Genomic DNA, 15,501 nt, shown 5'->3' on the forward strand with positions numbered 1-15,501 from the left:
GGCGCGCAGCCCTGCGCGCCTGATGCCGTCGGTGTGGCAGCCTACCTGTCGTGGAGCTGGCTAACCAGGTAATCGATGAGCGCACGTGCTCGAGACGGTAAAAAACGATTCGACGGATAAAGCAGCCAGACCGGTCCCATATAGGGACGCGCCTCGAATTCCCAGTCGGTCAGCACCCGCACAATGTCGCCCCTGGAAATCGCCTGCGCAGCGGCAAAATCGGGCAAGCTCGCAATGCCCAGGCCATGCAGCGCAGCATCCAATCGCGCGCCCGCATCATTGGCGATGTATCGGCCCTTCACTTCGACCGACTGTGTCTCTGAGTCGCGGCGGAAATGCCATCGATTGTCGTCGACCGTCTCCCCTAGATACATGCATGCATGCCGGTCAAGGTCGCGTGGCTCGGCCGGTGTCCCCCATTCCGCGAGATAAGCAGGTGACGCGCATAGAACCCATTTGACCGCTCCAAGTCGCCGGGCAGCAAGGCCTGGCGGAGGCGAACGCGTGAGTCGGATCACCATATCGACATCGTCACGTAGCGGATCGACTTCGTGGTCGGCGAAGACCAGATGGACATCCACGTCGGGCCACATGCGCAGAAATTCGGGAACAAGCGGATGGATGACAGATCGCGCGAATGAAATCGGCGCACTGATGCTGACCTTGCCTCGCGGATCACCCGTCACTTGTCCAGCGACGTCGACGGCGCCCGACGCTGCGCCGACCATATCCCGGCAATACCGGTAGACCTGCGCGCCTGAATCCGTCAAACGGATGCTACGGGTCGAGCGCTCAAGCAACCGCGTGCCAAGCGAATCCTCAAGACGCTTGATCTGTCGACTGACAGTCGACGGTGTACTGCCCAGTTGCCGCGCGGCAATGGAGAAGTTGCCGGCGTCGACAACCCTCGCAAACGTCGCCATGTCGGGTAGCAACGCAAAGAGTTCATTGGGATTCATCGCGACCCTCGCACCCTCACCAGCTATTTGTGCATCTCAAACATAAAAGATGTTCCACTGATGCGGATTATATTTCTCAATGCAATACCCGACAATTTGGGCCGTTCGAATGAAAAACAGAAGGTCCGTCATGTCGAAGCAAAAGAGCCCGTTATGGATATCCGACCTGATGCTGCTTGCGGTCGCGATGGTGTGGGGCACGAGTTATGGGGTCGTGAAAGGCGCGCTCACGATCTATCCCGTGCTCGGTCTGCTGGCGTTGCGCTTCGGGCTGACGTTCCTCGTGTTGTCGCCGGCGTTGCGCTCGCTCCGACACGTCAAAGCGTCCGCCTTGCTGGGTGCGCTCGGCTCCAGTGCAATCCTGCTCGGCATCTTTTTGGCCGAGACTTTCGGGATAGCGCACACACGCGCGTCGAATGCGGCGTTCCTTATCAGTCTGTGTGTCGCGCTTACGCCGCTGGTCGAATGGGTGTTGCTACGACGAAAGCCGTCGAGTGGCGAATGGATCGCCGTGGGCCTGTCGCTGACGGGCGCCGCGTTCGTGAGCGGAGGCGTGATCATTCCGACCGCGGGCGACGCGCTGATTCTTCTTGCGGCGTTACTGCGTGCGCTGATGGTGTGCGTGACCAAGCGTGTGATGCGCGAATCGGAACTTGCTCCGCTGTCGTTGACGGCGGTCCAGGCAGGCGTCGTTGCATTGGGCAGTGTCCTGGCGGCGTTCGTGTTGCCGTCACAACATTGGGATGCGCTGCCGTCGCTCAGTGGGCACGGTGACTTCTGGGCGAGCATCGCTTACCTCGTGCTCGCCTGTACGTTGTTCGCTTTCTTCGCACAGAACTTTGCCGTCAAGCGCAGCAACCCAACGCGCGTCGCTTTGCTGATGGGAAGCGAGCCCGCGTTCGGTGCGCTATTCGCATACGTATGGCTCGGTGAGCATCTTTCTGGCTGGGCATGGTTTGGCGGAGGTCTGATGGTACTTGCATCGGTGCTGGCGGCGGTTCCATTTAAAAGGGACGCCAACGCGGCGTTCGAAATGCATCCCGCCACTTCGGTCGACGTTTAGCCTGTCTTTAGGTCGCAAGCGGCTCCTGGCCGGCTACAGCCTGTCCCCAAGCCCCTGAGCTGCCCTTCGGCCGAGTCTAGCTGCAACGGCGGCTTTGAAGCCAGAACGGCCGAAAGATCGATGAAAGCAGCAGGGCGGCTTTCCGGCGACGACGCTTTGAAGGGGGCAAACTAGGATGCTTTCCGGCAACGCCTCGCTCAGCGACACCACGCCTCGCAGACGAGGCCACAACCGGTTCTGTCCCCCCGCAACTGAGGAGTTCCACGATGCCAGCACATTCGCTCAACTTAAACGATCGCGTCGCCTTGGTGACCGGCGGCTCGCGCGGAATCGGACGCGCCATTTCGATCGCGCTTGCCTCAGCCGGCGCAGCAGTCGCCGTCAACTATCGGCAACGCGAGAACGACGCGGCCGACGTCGTCGCGGAAATCGAACGCGCCGGAGGCCGCGCGATCGCGGTATGCGCCGACGTATCGGTCGGAGACGACGTCGAAGCGATGATCGCCGAGGTGGAAAACCGCCTCGGCCCGATCGACGTGCTCGTGAACAACGCGGGCACCGCGACGATCGTCGATGTCGACGATCTCGCGGAAGCGGAGTTCGATCGAACGCTCGCCGTCAATCTGAAATCGGCGTTTCTCTGCACGCAGGCAGTGCTACCCGGCATGCGCGCGAGGCGCTGGGGCCGCATCGTCAACGTCTCGTCGGCCGCCGCCCGCGGCCCCGGCCTGGTTGGCGTTCACTACAACGCATCGAAAGCCGGCCTCGAAGGCTTGACGCGCGGCTATGCTGCACGGCTCGCCCGCGAAGGGATCACCGTCAACGCCGTTGCACCGGGACCGATCGACACCGAAATGGCTGGACCGCTTAAGGCGTCAAACGTCGCAGAAAGGCTGCCCGTCGGGCGCTTGGGCGAAGCAAGCGAGGTCGCGGACGTCGTGCTGATGGTCGTCGGCAATGCATTCATCACGGGCCAAACGATCCCCGTCAACGGAGGCGCAAGCTTCATATAGCTCCTTGGCCGCATGGCGCGCGGGCAAAGATCCGATGCGCGAGCGTTGCGCCCGCTCAGTGCACCGGCGTCCTTTGTTATCGCCGGATCGTGGGCCGCTTCGGCGGCGAGAATGGTCGCGCGAGCAACGCAGTGCACGCCCCATCTAACGACGCGTGTTGGCCGGTCTCAGCCTGACGTCGACCGGCCGCATGCGCCCCATCCGGACGCTCTGCATGCGTCGGGACGTGTCTCCGAAGTCGGCAAATGCAGCCGTGTATAAGTTGCATCGTACGGATGAATTCGACGCCGTGCCTCGTAAAGCTGCTGCTTGTCGACTACGGACGCGCGCAATAGTGCTCGAGGTTTTCGTGGATCAAAGGGCGGGCTTAGCTCGGTTGCAATTCTAAAGTTCATACCAGTGGTGCCGATAAATGGCTTGCTGGTCCCTGATTGCCAGGGATCGCCATTATTCAAAGGCGCTGGGCTGTTGCGCGTCGACGCTCTCCATCCACAGATAAAGAATATGAAGACCAAAGCACTTTCAAAGTCCGTGCTCGCCGCGGGTTTTGTTGTCACAACACTGCTCACGGGCTGTGCTTCGCTTCCGAAAACCGACCTTGCCGCCAGCAATCGACAAAAGCTCCATACGATCGCAATGATGGACGTCAAGGAACCGCGCGGGGAGAGCGTGGTCAACTTCGGTGGCGCTGCCGGAGCATTTGGATTGATTGGTGGATTGGTGCAAGCCGGGGTCAACGCCAATCATACGAGTACGTACACGCAGCGTGTGGCGAGCGAAAAGATCGTTTTCGCTCCCGTTGTTGACGATGGCCTTACAGCGCGACTTTCCAGTTCCGGCTATCAGATCGTTGCGTTGCACGGCCAGAACGTGAAGCTCTCAAGCGATGGCAAGTCAGACGACTTCTCAGATGTCAAGACCGACGCGGATGCCATCTTGAGCGTGTGGATTACTTCGTTTGGCTATGCATCCCCACCGGATACAGGCGACTTCATTCCGTGGGTCGTCATCCGTGCGCGCCTGCTCGATTCGAAGTCCAGGCAGGACATGTACTTTAAGACATTCGCTTGCGGCTGGGACATCAAGGCCAATTCGATTCATATCGAAGCGGACGCCAAATATCGTTATGGCAGCTTCGGCACGCTGACCGACCAGTTCGATCAGTCGGTGGCAGGCCTCAAGGATTGCGAACAGGCGGTCGTCGCAGCAATTGGGCAGGATTTGACGCAGCCGCAGTAAGCGGGTTGATAGCCGCAGCCGTTCTCAGCAGTTCCGGAATGAGGTCCTTGCATGTCGACCCGGCTGCGCGTAGTCGTCGAAATTGGGTGAGGTATGTTGCTGCGAGCGTTGGCGATTCATCGACACATTGCGGATGCTCGGCGTAACGGTTCCTTCAAGCTATATCGACCTGATCGCCTGCTGTTCGCGTGAAAGCGGGCGTATGGACGCGGCCAAAACGCGTGCTGAACGCGGCGTTCTGAAAAACCGACCGTTCAGATCGCGCCGTATCGGCTTGGCAGAAATTTGGAAAGGGTAAAGCGACACCCGAAAACCGAGTACTTTTGCCTTTTCATAACACTATCCTATTTGTCGCGCACCGCCTGCTTGCGATGCGAGATGACGGTACGCGGCATTCTTCTGGGATTGATGAAGGCACTTACAAAACGTTACAATTTGTCAAACCGACTGATAGAATCGCAAGAAGTCACCCTGGGGGTCAGTTGGTGGCCGCAGCACCATAATAAATTTATGAATAAAAGGATAAAACTATGTCAGTCGGCTTTACGAAAAGCGTCTTTGCTGGTTTGATCAGTGCTTGCTTATTGGCGGCGTGTGGCGGCGGAGGTGGCGGAGACAGCGGTACTTCGGCGGCAAATTCAAATTCAAGTTCAAGTTCCGCTCCTGTAGGTGTTATTACCTCCACTAACGCTCAGGATACTGTGGCATATGCGTATTCCGGGGTACAGGACTTAGGCACTCAAAGTAATACCGGAGCATCGCTGGCAACAGGCGTGTCCGTAGAGACCCCAACAGCTGGCCTCATTACGGCGTCGCTTGCGCAGCTTTATAAAGGCGTTGCTGTACAGCCGGTCAATAACCTCGTAACCGGTGTAACGGCCTCGAGCACAGGTGCATGTGCAAGCGGAGGGACAATTTCGGTATCTGTCAGCGAAGCGAATCCGGGGACAGTCAGCAACGGCGATAGTATGTCGATTACCGCCAATAATTGTTCGGAAAATGGCGAGGTAATGAACGGCCAGATCACTTATGGATTTAGCAACCTTTCCGGTACGATTGGTTCGGGCACGTCATGGGGTGCTACGCTCACCCTTAATTACGCCAATATGACACTGCAAAGCGGCGGCGTCACTATCGGTGCCAACGGTGATATGTCTCTAAGCTACCAACAATCTGGTTCCCAAGTTGCCACTGCTGCTGTCAGCGGATCGTCACTCCAGATGAATCTGACTGAGAGCGACGGAACCGTCATTAGCCGTAAGCTGACGGCCTATAGTTTTAACGGTTCAATCAATGGCAGCAGTAACACGTCAAGCGCAAACTTTACGTTGAGTGGCAGTTCGCCCAAGCTTGGTAGCGTCAATTTCAGCGTGAAGACCAACGCACCGTTCCAAGCCGTTGGCGCAGCGAGTCCGTCGACTGGATCAATGACGGTAACTGCAGCAGATCAGAGCAGCGCCACGCTTACCGCAATTGACAGCACCAATGTCAGGATCGATATCGATAGCAATGGCGATGGGGTCATCGATCAAACGATCAATACCACCTGGGCGGATTTGATGAACCGAATTTAAGCAACGATTCATGATTAATGGGCGCGGTTAAGCGCCCATTTTTTATTTCTTCCCTCGGATAAACACAAATTCATTGCATTCCATGAGGCAAGTTGTCTTATTTATCGCTTTGATCACTGGATTAGTTTCTGGTAGGTCGGCCTATGCACAGTGGGAATTTTACGGTGCCGGGGGAATTCGGTACGCAACCACGGATGAAGTTGACATCAACGGAAAGCAGCTAGTAAAAGAGCACGGCTTCCTTCCCGGCCTTGAATTCAAGGCTAATTACAAAAGAGGCGACTGGCTTGTCAGCTTGAGCGGTGAAATTTATGGAGGCAATCTTACCTACGACGGCCAGATGCAGAGCGGAATTGCGTTTTCAACAAACACGAGAACCAGACAGTTTCGCATGACGACTGAAGTGGGGCGATACATCTCCGACGCAGTGTTACTCCTTGCGGGCACCGAATGGGATTATTGGAAGCGAGATATCCTGGGACAAGGCGCCACACTAGGACTGAAGGAAGAATACAACTCCTGGCGATTTCTTGCGGGAGCGCAAACACGTGTTTTGCAGGCATCATGGTCAGATATCTATCTGACCGGCTTGCTCGTCGCGTCATCCCCCGAGCATCTCGAAGTGAACTTCGATAATCAGTTATTTGACCACGTAAATTTCTCGACTAGATCTGCGATCGGCGCACGGTTCGCACTCGAAGTACGGCCAAAAGCAGTTCCCAACGTCAGTGTCGAGAGTGATTTCGAATGGATGCGTATCGGTCGCAGTGACGATGCGGTACTGAGTAAAGGCGGCTCTCCAGTCGGGACGGTGGTGCAACCTGAGCATGTACGTAAAGCGATTGGTATAAAGGTAAAATATCGTTTTTAACTTATTCACGGTTAAGGTTTGAATGCGAGATAACTGGTGACGCTTAGTTGTCAGTAACGGCGAGAGGCTCTTCGGCCGACCGCAACGGTTCATTGCGTTCGATGCATCATCGCCGCCCGAACGGCGGGTAACTTGCTGTCAAGCCGGCACCGGCATGTCGGCTCTATGCCACAAGTGAACTAGCCTTGTGGCCGACTACCGCCTGTCCGCAGGCGGCCCTCTCCGGAACGCCGCGATGGACCAAAAAATAGCCCCAGGCTGCTTCGCTTAACGCAGAGCGACGCAGGACTATGACTGCGGGACAGAAACCCACGTAATCGATCAACGGTTTTCCGGCGCCGCTGTCAGCCCCTCCAACAGCGCCTTATGAAACGCCTGCGGGGTCCTGCATCTGCGGCGCGTGACCGAGCCCCGCGAATTCGACCAGCGTCGCACGGGGAATCGCCTTCGCGGCCGCGCGGCACAATTCGGGGTAATGGCCAATCTTCGCGCGCACCTCGGGCGGCGCTGCATCCTTGCCGATCGCCGTCGTGTCCTCCTGGCCGATCAGCAGCAGCGTCGGCATGCCGAGCTGCCCCAGCTCATAGACGACCGGTTGCGTGCTGGCGTGTCGACTATAAACAGTTCACGAAAAGCGCCGAAAGGCTTGCCAGTCTTGCGTTTACGGTATTCCCACGTGCCTTCGTTGCACCGCTAAATTCGCGCAGGAATCGTTCGTGCTGATCTAGCGGGCTGAATCTCGGAGGATCACGCCATGTGCTATCAGGGGTGCCGTCAATAAAGGGATTTTTTCGTACGCCAAGCGCTCAGGGCGTGCGTCCCGAGCGTCGCTGATCGACCCATCAGAGACATCGGGGGCGGGATTCTGCATACGTCTCACACCAGACCATTCTCAGACGTTCAACGTCATTGTCTGAACTCCAGCACAGACATAGCGATGCGCTCCCCAGCACGCGGGCATCAAGGCGTCGATAGCCCAGATCGACTCGCTTCGTTCTCCGATCGTCTGCGTGACGGGCAGTTCCACCAACATCGCGCCAGGCTAATGTTCCACTTGCCACCGCAGCACTGGATGCGTGGCGCCGGTCGGCATGACCCACGCGCCGTTCGGCCCGAAGTCCCAGCCGACGAAGCTGGCGGGGTTGCTCATCTGGGCTGTGGTGAGCCCGTTGGATGCAGGTAGATTGCCGCCGCCCGACGGTTGCCCGGTGGTCTGAACGTCCCAGTAAACGTCGGCGCCAAGGCCACCCGAGCAGCCTGCGCAGATGCCGCCCATCCCCAATCCGTTGCCGCTGATAACGCGACCTGTCGCGAAAGATTGCGTTATGACGCCGTAGCTGGAGGTGGCGTAGTTGTAGTTGTTCGCCATCAGTCCGCCACCACCGCCGTGCGTCAAAAAGCCTGTGACGGAGCCGGTCGCATACGACTCGTCGATGCTTCCATAGTTGGTGCTAACCAGTCCGGCCGCTACGCCACCGGTCCGAACCGTAGCGCTGCTTCCCGAGCGCTCGATCAGCCCGAAGTTCGTCCCAACGAGCCCTGACAGTGGTGCATAGAAGCAATCGCAGCTGTTCGCGCCAGAGGTGAACGTATTGACTACAGTGCCGTGATTGTTAATAGCCAGGAGGCCAATTCCATAGTAAAACCCAGTGTCGTTGGCGAGCGGGTGGGCGTCGACTTTCAAATCGCGCACGACGCCGTGTTGCCCGATATCGCCGAAGATGGCGTCGAGGCTCGGCGAAAGATTCGAAACGATATGCCACATGCCGTCGAATTGACCGGTGAACAACGTGCTAATTGTGTACGGGGTAGTGCCCAGCGTGGTGAACGCGGCGTTGTTCGCTTCGATATCTTTTCCGAGTGCGTAGTTGCCGGTCATGTCGTTGCCGACCGCCTGAAAGTCCGCTACCGAATTGACGAGTCGATAGCCGGTGATCTGCGTAACCAGCCCGCTGTAAGCCGGAGCGGACCACGATGCATTGCCGACTAAGGTGCCGGGGCTGTAGGTACCGTTCATGTCGTAGAGCGCGCTGACGATGCCGGTGCTTGCCGACCAGTCGATGATGCCGTTATTCGCGATGCTGCCGCCGTTGTCGCTGCCCGTTGCATCAGCGCGCACGGCCAGATTGCCCGCCCCGTGGTTCGCGATCGTCGTGCCCGTCGTCACTGAGACGTTGTGATACGCGGCAAGCGTCAGCGAAGCGGCACCCTGCCAGATGAGGCTCGACGCAACGCTCAGATCGCCCGTTACGCCATTGGCGCCCGTTGTCGTAACCGCGACCGAGGTGCCCGCGTTCAGGCTGCGCTGCAACGCATGGGCGGCGGAGTCGTCGATCGTTAAGCCGGGCGTCGTCAGATTCCATTGGCCCGCATGAACCGCTGCATGTCTGCCGAATGCGAGTTGCGCCGCTTGCGTGTCGACCGTTCCGCCGCTGCCGTCCGCGTTGCTTGCGGCGATCTTGCCGAGCTGCCCGACACGACCGCTGTCGGCGACTAGCCACACATGGCCGTCGCGGCTGGCCGTGCCCGTCGCGCGGATGCGCATGCCGCCGCCTGCGAGCGCATACACGTTGCCGTCGGCGGCCTGCAAGCTGATCTGAGCGGCCGTTATCCGCCCCTTGTTGATGGCCGTGCCCTGACTGCCCGTCTGCACGAACACCTGCCTGCTGCTGCCCGAATCCTGCAGGAGCACCTGCCCGCCTGCGGCCAGCTCCGCCGTGCCGGTGGGCGCTGCCACGGTGCCGTCGTTGATGACTGCGTCCCGGGCAATCAGGAACACATCGCCGCCGCTGGAACTGATCCTGCCGAGGTTGATGACGCTTGCATCCGAGTAGCCTGAAAGCGTAAGCGGGCCGCTGCCTTTCATGAAGGCGTCGTCGCAGATATCCAGGGTGGACGCGACGAAGCGGCCACCTGTGCTGATCACGCCCGATGAGCCGACGACGATGCCCTGCGGATTGATCACATACAGGCTGCCCGTTGCACTGAGCCGGCCGAAGATAGCGGACGGCGAGCCGCCCGTCACCCGGTTCAGGGTCGCGCCCGAACCGTTGTCGAACGTCACGCTGTTGGTTTTACTGATCGAAAAGCTGTTCCAGTCGATCACGCCGCGTGTCGAACCCGGTTGCGTGATGACAAGGCCGTTTCCGTGCCCTGCTATCGCGCCCGCGCCAGCCACGTATGTGCCGCCTTGCGGAAGGGTGCCCGCCGCGAGCATCGCTTGCGAAAAGGATAGCCCCGTGAGCGAAATACCGATGGCGAACCACAGATGTCCGTCTGCTTGCCCGCGATGGAGTGCGCGTCGCGCGCGCCGGGATCGGTCTGGACGTGACATACAACCCCCTTTCCGCGAGAAGCGCGGAATGCTGCCGACCACCACCCACAACCGACCGGGAACGCAATCATCGCAGCATATGAAGAATAGCCGCTGGAGTCGCCGATGCATGCCGATACCTCTGCTTTTTGCGCCTACTTGACTCGCCGTTTGTGGCCGCTTCTCGTGTGGCACCGTTTGACGCGCTTGCGAAATCGGCTCGAAACTGCTCGAAGGGCAGTGTGTTCCCGGCGAAGGTCGATGACCGTTTGCAATGCGATGCGACGTCTGAATGTCCGCCCGACGGCCGATCCCGGTCCGACGTCGGCCTCGCGCGAGCCAGGCCTGCTTGGCCGGTACGCGTTCGGCAGAACTCGACCCATTGCTGACAGTCGATCGGTCAGAGGTGCAACGGCGGGTATCGGAGTTGAGCCGTCGCTCGATACTGCAGCTCACGGACGTCAAATAGAGCGAAACCTGCTGCCAGCAGCCAGGTCCCAGTCTGGATTCCGCACACCGGCACGCGAAGGCCTAACTCTTTGCGACGGGTGCAGGAGGTACGGGCAGGATGATCTCAGAAGCAACCTTCCAGTCCTTCCCGACCTTTATCCAGTTGATGATCATCAGAAACGGCTTGGGAGTTCCGTCCTGCCCTGCATACGAGACCGTGATGTTCACCGGCGCGTAGGATTGCGCTACGTCCGGCGTCAAGCCGACGACCTTGAGCTTTGAGTAATCCGGTCGGAGGACGACCGGGCCGGAGGTGCCGATGTCGTGCAGCTTCCGATCGATTGCCTCGTTGCCCCAGAAGCCTGCCCAGTTCCCCTCGGAGGGAATTGCGCTTTTGGCGACGAGAAGGGCCGAGGGGGATTGCCAGAACATTTCGTGCAGAGCCTTGAAATCGTGCCGGTTGGCTAATTCCATGAGCTCGCCGAACTCTGATTTGATCGTGTTCAAGGCCTGAGCGTCCAGCGGATCCTTGTAAGCGGCAGGAGCGGCCGCGAGAGATCCGGCGGAGACGGTCAAGGTGATGGCAGCGGCCAATAACTTCCTGTGCATGGGTCAGCATTCCTTTGGGGATTCCATAGCTTCGTTGTGGTGCGGAGCAATCCTACGCGGCCTTCCTGGCGGAGTTCGCCGCGCCCCAGAGCGAGCCCGGATTAGCGTGATTGGGGGTAGAGTTCGAGCATCGCGTCGTAGAGTTGGACGACCACCTCGGGACACAAGGCCCAGCATATTCGATCGGCTGATCGGAAATCTTTAAATTCCCTACGTCCGTTTTCTGGCGTGCGCTTAACTCCTCCCGCTGGGGATGCGGATTTCGCGTCATTGCGCTCGTATGTGCGCGGCGTCGAGCCATGCCCGTCACCCCTTCAACTCAAAGATGCTGTCAATCTCAACCGGGATGCCCATCGGCAACGAATGCACTCCCAGCGCGCTTCGAGCCGGCAGATTGTCTTGCCCAAACAGCGTCAGCAACAGATCACTGGCGCCATTGGCCACTTGCGGATGCTGGGTGAACGACTGTGCTGTACGCACGTAAACTGTTAGCCGGCTGCATCGCCGGACGTTGTCGAGTCCGCAGGCCTGTTCGACACAGGCCAAGATCATGAGCATCGTTAGGCGCGCCGCGTCTTGAGCCTTTTCCAGAGAAATATCGCGAGCGACCATTCCCACGATTGGCTTGCCATCCTCGAAAGGGCCGAGCCCCGATACATACAGTTGATTCCCCGAAACGGAAACCGTTCGATAGGACCCAAGTGGGTTGATGGGCGATGGCAATTTTAGGCCTGCTTGCGCGAGGCGTTCGGATACGTTCATGTTCGGGCTCAACGTAACGTGAAAAGGAAATGGACTTGGCCTGATGAAATTAGCGCGATGCAGTGAGCTCAACCGTCCGATACACCGCACGACGTTCGTCGGTTGAGGCTCGATACGCTCGCGGATGCTTGTCCTGCCTACGATGCATTGACGCAATCGATCAGTTCGGTCAACGCATCACGTATTAAGAAGCGTGCGAGTCCCGTTCTTCAGCCCCTGATATGTACGCACTACGGGAAAGTCAATCTCCGTGTTTGCAACGACGTTGGCGTAGTTCGTCAAGACGCTCAGTGCGATGTGCACGACAATCTCGACGATCTGCGCATCAGTGTAGCCGGCCTCCTTGAGGACGCGCAGATCTTCGTCGGATACGCGGCCACGTTCGTGCGCGACCTTCGCGGCGAACTGCACGGCAGGGGCAGCCTTTGGTTCATTCGAGCCGCCATTTCGATTGGCGGACATTTCCGCATCGTCAAGCTTCGCCACGTTCTTTCCTAAATAGCTGTGCGCCGACATGCAATAGTCGCAGCCGTTGATTTCGGCGACGGCGAGAGCAATACGTTCGCCGGTCTGTGCTGGAAGTGCGCCTTTTGCCAAGGCTCCGGCCAGACCGAGGTACCCCTCTAGCGCCGCGGGGCTGTTGGCTATCAGACGAAACAGATTCGGTACAACACCCAGTTTCTTGTTGACGGCCTCCAGGAAGGGCTGAGAAGCAGCTGGTGCATCTGCGATCGTGGCGGGTATCTGAAGACGGGACATATCGGTTCTGCCTTTTGAAAACACGAGAAATTGTCGAAGACAACGGACGCGTATGCTTCTATTGGAAAGGGCATCCCGGCACAGACCATCGAAGAGCGGCCTGCAGGACGGTGCGCGGAAGCCCGGATATCGCAGCCCTCTGCCCAGAGCAACACACTCGAAGGCAAAGCGCGGGATGACGAAGCCTCCCGCCTTCGCTTCCCCGGACCGACCGTAAGCCGCCTATTTCGCAGCGGCCTCGATCGCCTTTGCCAGACCGTCGGGATCGGTGAGGAACGGCGTATGACCGGTCGGCAGGGAGTACTCGGCTCTCACGGGGGTGGCGGCAACCATCTCGGCCTGGAACGAGGGGCTGATGACCTGGTCCATGGCTGTGTGGATATAGACCTTGTCGACCTGACCAAAGTTGGGGGAAGTCACGTGTACAGGCGTAGCCAGCGGGCCGACGGGTTCATCCAGGATCAGATCCGGGATCGCCTCGCGTAGTTTGTCAGGACCTCCATTGGCAAACAGATCGGCACGTGCCGGATATTCGATGGAGGCAATGCCCTTTTCCTTATCGATCTGCAGGTGCGGGCCGATCTTGGCGTCGGCATCCTTACTGGCCATTGAAACGAGCGAGTCGCCGTCTTGCGGCAGGTAGGCAGCAACGAAGACCAAAGTCTTGATCTTCTTCGGTGCCGTTTCCGCGGCGTCGGCGATGACGATGCCGCCGAAGCTGTGACCGACCACGACGGCCGGGCGATGGGATTTGTTCAGCGCTGCGACCACGGTGTCGCGATAGAGGTCAAGGCTGACTTTGTCCGGTGTGGCTGGCGCGCCCGGACGCCCTGGCAGATCGACAGCCACCACCTTAAAGCCGTCGGTTTGAAGCCTGGATGTGACATAACCCCAGACCTGGGCGTCTTCGAAAGCGCCGTGGACCAGAACGATGGGGGGCTTTTCCGCAGCCATCGCACCGGTACCAAAGGCGAATGCTGACATGGCGAGAACAGCGAGGATGAGTTTCATCTACATTGCTTCCTTGAAGAGACATCGATGCCGATGTCGTGAATTGAAACCTGCATTTGAAAGATCCGTGGGCATGCCTCGATCTCTCGATTCCGTTTAGGAATCCAGAACTCTATTATGTTGGGGCGGAACTGAACGGCACCAGATCGACGAATTGCCCGAGATCAGCCGACGTTACTTATGCATCGCAGCATGCCCGGCCTTCATGCCGCCTATACGACGGTGAAGCTAGCGGCTCCGCTCCAGCTTCCGATCCAGACGCATGACGGAAGCGTGGGTGCTGCAACGAGAAGTGTTATCGCAAACCGTCTGGGCTGCCTGAGCATGAGAGCTCCGAACCATAGTGCGTGAGAGCCCTTCCTCCAATTCAGATACCGGAGGACCTTGGCTATCCACTCTAAAGAATGTATTCGAGACTGACCATATCTCGGCGTCTGATTTGCATGATCCATCGTACGATCGACGCACTCGGACAAGCGAGCAGATCGGCGCCGGCTGGGGACCGACGCGATGCCATTGAAAGGAAACCGCCGCAATGACAGTTTCAACTGACGAATCAAGCCAACAGTGTAAAGAGGACTCTCAAGGGAGTTCCGCACTTCGCGCGACAAAGGCCCCGGTCTGTGCGATTCGATGCGCGTCACGCGGTGGATAGCCAAACTCCTCCTTGAAGGCGCGACTGAAGGCGGCCTCCGAACCATAGCCGGCACCGTGGGCCACTTCGGTCACCTTCAGGGTCCCTCCGCTTAGCAAGTCTGCTGCGATTGTCAATCTCCAGCGTGTCAGGTAACGCAACGGTGGAAGTCCCACCACCGCCGTGAAGCGATCCGAGAACGTCGATCGCGACATCATCGCCGTCTCGGCGAGGGCCGAGACCGTCCATGCACGGTCAGGTTCCAGATGCATGGCGTTCAACGCACGGCCTACGCGTTCGTCGCTAAGTCCGGACAGCCAGCCGAGCCGATCGCCTTGCTGGCTGACCCACATCCGCAAGGTGCGGATAACGAGTAGATCAATAAGCCGCGAGATCATCAGCGATGACCCTGGGCCGGCGCTACGCGATTCCACGTCAAGGAAATGCGAGATAGAGGCCAGCCAAGGGGGCTCGCTGACTTTGTCGCATGTCAGATGAATCAGACCGGGAAGCCCGGTGAGCAAAGAGCGTAACGGCGCCCCGTCAAAATAGAATGATCCTGCGAGAAAGGATCCTGCCATGCCGTCATCAGCCGCCCATTTGAACGTCTGAGCATCTCTGCTGGGGGTAAAGTCCACCGCCGCCTCGAAGCGTTGATGTGCTTTCCGGCCCGGCTTGCTTCGAATCGTATGTCCGTCCGCATGTGGCAAAAGAACGAAGTCGCCTGACCGCAGCGTCACGGAGGGGCCATTGCGTTGAGACACCGACAGTTCGCCGGCACGCAGATGCAAAAACGTTGCCGGCCCTGGCGGAAAAATCACTTCGGTGGAACTGCCCAGCTCGCCGTGGAAAACATGATCTCCGCGAAGGCGAATCAGCCTGAGTACCTGTGACAAGACATCGGCGTGCTCGGACGGCATGGGCTACTCCTCTGGGGCGTATTCACAGGGCTGCGCCCATCAACGATGTATGCGAGGTCAAGAGACTGACGGTTGCCTCAGGGCCACCATCGTACCGTACCGTGCCGCTTCCGGTATGCGGACATATCTTCGGCGGAACGAACGCCACGCGGGGCGGGTTGTCCGATCTCAGCTTGTCTTCAGCCATTCGAGCTTTTCTCACAAATGGCCGCTGCTGGCCGCCTGACGCCCCACGACCAAGAGCGGCGATCGCCTCGGCAGCGGACTTCATGCAGAAGGCATGTGCCGACCCGGAAGGGACATTCGGCAGTGCTGGATGCAGAC

12 protein-coding genes and 1 pseudogene are annotated in these 15,501 nt (G+C 58.8%); 5 read left to right on the plus strand and 8 right to left on the minus strand.

Annotated elements, in window-relative coordinates; translation table 11 throughout:
- Positions 1-41 precede the first annotated feature (41 nt).
- The gene (locus tag OKW44_RS28825; RefSeq protein ID WP_026225476.1) at positions 42-959 is read right to left on the minus strand and encodes a LysR family transcriptional regulator; all 918 of its coding nucleotides are present in this window, start codon (positions 957-959) and stop codon (positions 42-44) included.
- A gap of 130 nt (positions 960-1,089) precedes the next feature.
- On the opposite strand from OKW44_RS28825, the gene OKW44_RS28830 reads away from it, so the two are divergent.
- The 5 genes from OKW44_RS28830 (at position 1,090) to OKW44_RS28850 (ending at position 6,719) form a co-directional block, all read left to right on the plus strand.
- Complete coding sequence (locus tag OKW44_RS28830) at positions 1,090-2,022, plus strand: DMT family transporter (protein ID WP_018418528.1); 933 nt, start codon at positions 1,090-1,092, stop codon at positions 2,020-2,022.
- A 266-nt stretch (positions 2,023-2,288) separates the two neighbouring features.
- Positions 2,289-3,035: an SDR family NAD(P)-dependent oxidoreductase gene (locus OKW44_RS28835; RefSeq protein WP_018418529.1), complete on the plus strand. Its 747-nt coding sequence runs from the start codon at positions 2,289-2,291 to the stop codon at positions 3,033-3,035.
- Positions 3,036-3,539: 504 nt separating this feature from the next.
- Complete coding sequence (locus tag OKW44_RS28840; RefSeq protein WP_026225477.1) at positions 3,540-4,274, plus strand: hypothetical protein; 735 nt, start codon at positions 3,540-3,542, stop codon at positions 4,272-4,274.
- 530 nt (positions 4,275-4,804) lie between these two features.
- Positions 4,805-5,848 carry a hypothetical protein gene (locus tag OKW44_RS28845; protein WP_162633904.1) on the plus strand — a complete coding sequence of 348 codons (1,044 nt, stop codon included), beginning with the start codon at positions 4,805-4,807 and terminating at the stop codon, positions 5,846-5,848.
- 82 nt (positions 5,849-5,930) lie between these two features.
- The gene (locus OKW44_RS28850) at positions 5,931-6,719 is read left to right on the plus strand and encodes a hypothetical protein (protein WP_018418532.1); all 789 of its coding nucleotides are present in this window, start codon (positions 5,931-5,933) and stop codon (positions 6,717-6,719) included.
- Between the two features lie 321 nt (positions 6,720-7,040).
- On the opposite strand, the pseudogene OKW44_RS28855 reads toward OKW44_RS28850, so the two are convergent.
- The 7 genes and pseudogenes from OKW44_RS28855 to OKW44_RS28885 form a co-directional block, all read right to left on the minus strand.
- Positions 7,041-7,320, minus strand: a pseudogene (locus OKW44_RS28855) (alpha/beta fold hydrolase); the annotation flags it as partial.
- Between the two features lie 441 nt (positions 7,321-7,761).
- Positions 7,762-10,053, minus strand: coding sequence for a two-partner secretion domain-containing protein (locus tag OKW44_RS28860; RefSeq protein ID WP_026225478.1), 2,292 nt, complete (start codon positions 10,051-10,053; stop codon positions 7,762-7,764).
- Positions 10,054-10,563: 510 nt separating this feature from the next.
- Positions 10,564-11,091, minus strand: coding sequence for a hypothetical protein (locus OKW44_RS28865; RefSeq protein ID WP_018418535.1), 528 nt, complete (start codon positions 11,089-11,091; stop codon positions 10,564-10,566).
- A 306-nt stretch (positions 11,092-11,397) separates the two neighbouring features.
- Complete coding sequence (locus OKW44_RS28870) at positions 11,398-11,853, minus strand: RidA family protein (RefSeq protein ID WP_026225479.1); 456 nt, start codon at positions 11,851-11,853, stop codon at positions 11,398-11,400.
- Between the two features lie 177 nt (positions 11,854-12,030).
- Positions 12,031-12,612, minus strand: a complete 582-nt coding sequence (locus OKW44_RS28875) for a carboxymuconolactone decarboxylase family protein (RefSeq protein WP_026225480.1) — start codon at positions 12,610-12,612, stop codon at positions 12,031-12,033.
- Between the two features lie 222 nt (positions 12,613-12,834).
- A complete protein-coding gene (locus tag OKW44_RS28880) occupies positions 12,835-13,623 on the minus strand; it encodes an alpha/beta fold hydrolase (RefSeq protein ID WP_018418538.1) in 789 nt (262 codons plus the stop codon).
- Positions 13,624-14,205: 582 nt separating this feature from the next.
- The gene (locus tag OKW44_RS28885; RefSeq protein WP_018418539.1) at positions 14,206-15,177 is read right to left on the minus strand and encodes an AraC family transcriptional regulator; all 972 of its coding nucleotides are present in this window, start codon (positions 15,175-15,177) and stop codon (positions 14,206-14,208) included.
- Between the last annotated feature and the right edge of the window lie 324 nt (positions 15,178-15,501).

It is taken from the genome of Paraburkholderia lebeckiae (genome assembly GCF_050436325.1).
Classification (GTDB): domain Bacteria; phylum Pseudomonadota; class Gammaproteobacteria; order Burkholderiales; family Burkholderiaceae; genus Paraburkholderia; species Paraburkholderia tuberum.